This is a genomic window from Microcoleus sp. D3_18_C2 (assembly GCF_036702395.1).
In the GTDB taxonomy this organism is placed as follows: Bacteria; Cyanobacteriota; Cyanobacteriia; order Cyanobacteriales; family Microcoleaceae; genus Microcoleus.
In genome coordinates, this window is sequence record NZ_JAUBTG010000130.1 from 1 (window position 1) to 2085 (window position 2085).

Annotated in this window: 1 protein-coding gene; it reads left to right on the plus strand. The window is 46.7% G+C overall.

All coding sequences use genetic code 11. The features are described from left to right. The first annotated feature begins 329 nt into the window (after positions 1 to 329). Entirely contained in the window at positions 330 to 1619 is a 1290-nt protein-coding gene (locus tag QUA88_RS29380; RefSeq protein ID WP_333057605.1) for an HhoA/HhoB/HtrA family serine endopeptidase, read from the plus strand. The last annotated feature ends 466 nt before the right edge of the window (positions 1620 to 2085 follow it).

Genomic DNA, 2085 nt, shown 5'->3' on the forward strand with positions numbered 1-2085 from the left:
TCCGACCCCGAAAGGGGATTTAATTCAATGTAAAGCCGTCCTATAAGGACGGGGCTTCAGACCCAGTTTTTTGGTGAAAAGTTCGCGAGAAATGCGGAATATGCGAGCTGGCTACCGTAGTTTGTATTATCGCACTCACACAGCAATTCGCCAGTGCCGACCCAGTTCGATCGCACTCAAAAGCTCGAATCCACAAACAATTTGCCGGCGACTGTCCGGTTTCTACCCCAGCTTGTAGGGTAAACCCCACCAGTCAAGCAGAACTCATAAATGCTTGAATTAAAATTAAAGAACCTTTAGTTGTAATTTAATTACAGTAGGTGCTAAAAATGCAAAATCCTAATTATAACTCTCCCTCTAACTCCCACCAAATCAATACTATGTCAACTAAAAATATGCCTGCTACAACTGTGCGTTCTCGCCGTTCTTCTTTGCCGAAAAAACTGGCTTTTTTATCTCTCATTTTGCTCGGTTCCACCGCAACTGTTGGGTGCAACGCCCTAACTTCTCAAGTTCCTGGAAGTTCTAACGCCATTCAAGCTGAACCTTCAACTACAGCGCCAATCTCAGCATTGCCTGCAAATATACTTCCCTCTCAAGACTCTAATTTTGTCAGTAAAGTTGTGCAGGAAGTCGGGCCGGCAGTGGTGCGGATCAATTCGTCTCGCACGGTGACGAACCAAGTTCCAGATGAGATACCCGAGCAATTCCGCCGCTTCTTCGGTTCAGAATCTCCGATTGCGCCGGGAAATCGGGTAGAAAGGGGTTCAGGTTCGGGTTTTATTTTTGGTTCAGATGGCCGCATTTTGACTAACGCTCACGTTGTTAATGGCGCGGATACGGTGACGGTAAAACTGAAGGATGGCCGCGAATTTGTCGGCAAAGTTTTAGGCGTAGATACAGTTACTGATGTGGCTGTTGTTAAAATAGAAGCTAACAATTTGCCTGTGGTGAGTTTGGGCAAATCTGAAGAGTTACAGCCGGGAGAATGGGCGATCGCGATCGGCAATCCCCTCGGTTTGGACAATACTGTGACTGTGGGAATTATTAGCGCTACAGGCCGTTCTAGCGCCGATGTCGGTGTTCCCGACAAGCGCGTCAGCTTTATTCAAACCGACGCTGCGATCAATCCCGGCAATTCTGGTGGGCCGCTGCTGAACCAGCGCGGTCAAGTTATCGGCATGAATACGGCGATTATTCAAGGCGCTCAAGGATTGGGTTTTGCTATTCCGATCGATCGAGCACAACAAATTGCCAACCAATTAGTAACAGTAGGAAAAGCCGAACATCCTTATCTCGGCGTTCGGATGTTGAGCATTACTCCCGCAATCAAGAGAGAATTTAATCAAAATCCCAACACCAAATTGAGGCTGACTGAAGATAAAGGCGTGTTAGTTTTGGGAGTTGCGAGAAATTCTCCGGCGGCACAAGCTGGAGTTCGCGTTGCCGATGTGATCAAGAGAATCAATGGTGCAGAAGTCAGCGATGCTGGCAGCGTACAGCAAATTGTCGAGAAAAGTACAGTGGGCAGCGATCTGCAGCTTGAATTGAGCCGCGGCGGACAACCTGTTACTGTGGCGGTGAAAGCGGGTGCTTTTCCAGCGGATCAGCAGCGGTAGAATTGTTGATTGAAACTTAGATATTGCACCATTGTCAATAATCCTTTTAGGAACAGGCTTTCCGGCCTGTTCCACAAGAAAATTAATCTCTTGTGGAACGGGCCGGAGAGCCCGTTTTTGAGAATGCTGCAAGAGGTGAGTTTTAATCGGCTTGGTCTGTGAGACGGGGTTTAATCCCCCGTCGGGATGTGGGGGGTACTCATTGTTACCATAATTTATAGAAATCGAACATGAAAACCCCGTGACTTTAGTCCGGGGATGAAAGGGAGAAGGAGGCTTTAGCTTCCCAGTATCTTTCATTAGATATTAGGATTGCAACTTAGGATACAACTCTGTAAAGTCTTGTAAACACTTTGATGATATTAAGCTAGTGCTGTTAGCATAAGAAGAACGTGATGAGGTCGAAGTCATGCTAGTTTTTGAATTCAAAGCATACGGAAAAAAGCAGCAATTTGCCGCTGTAGAC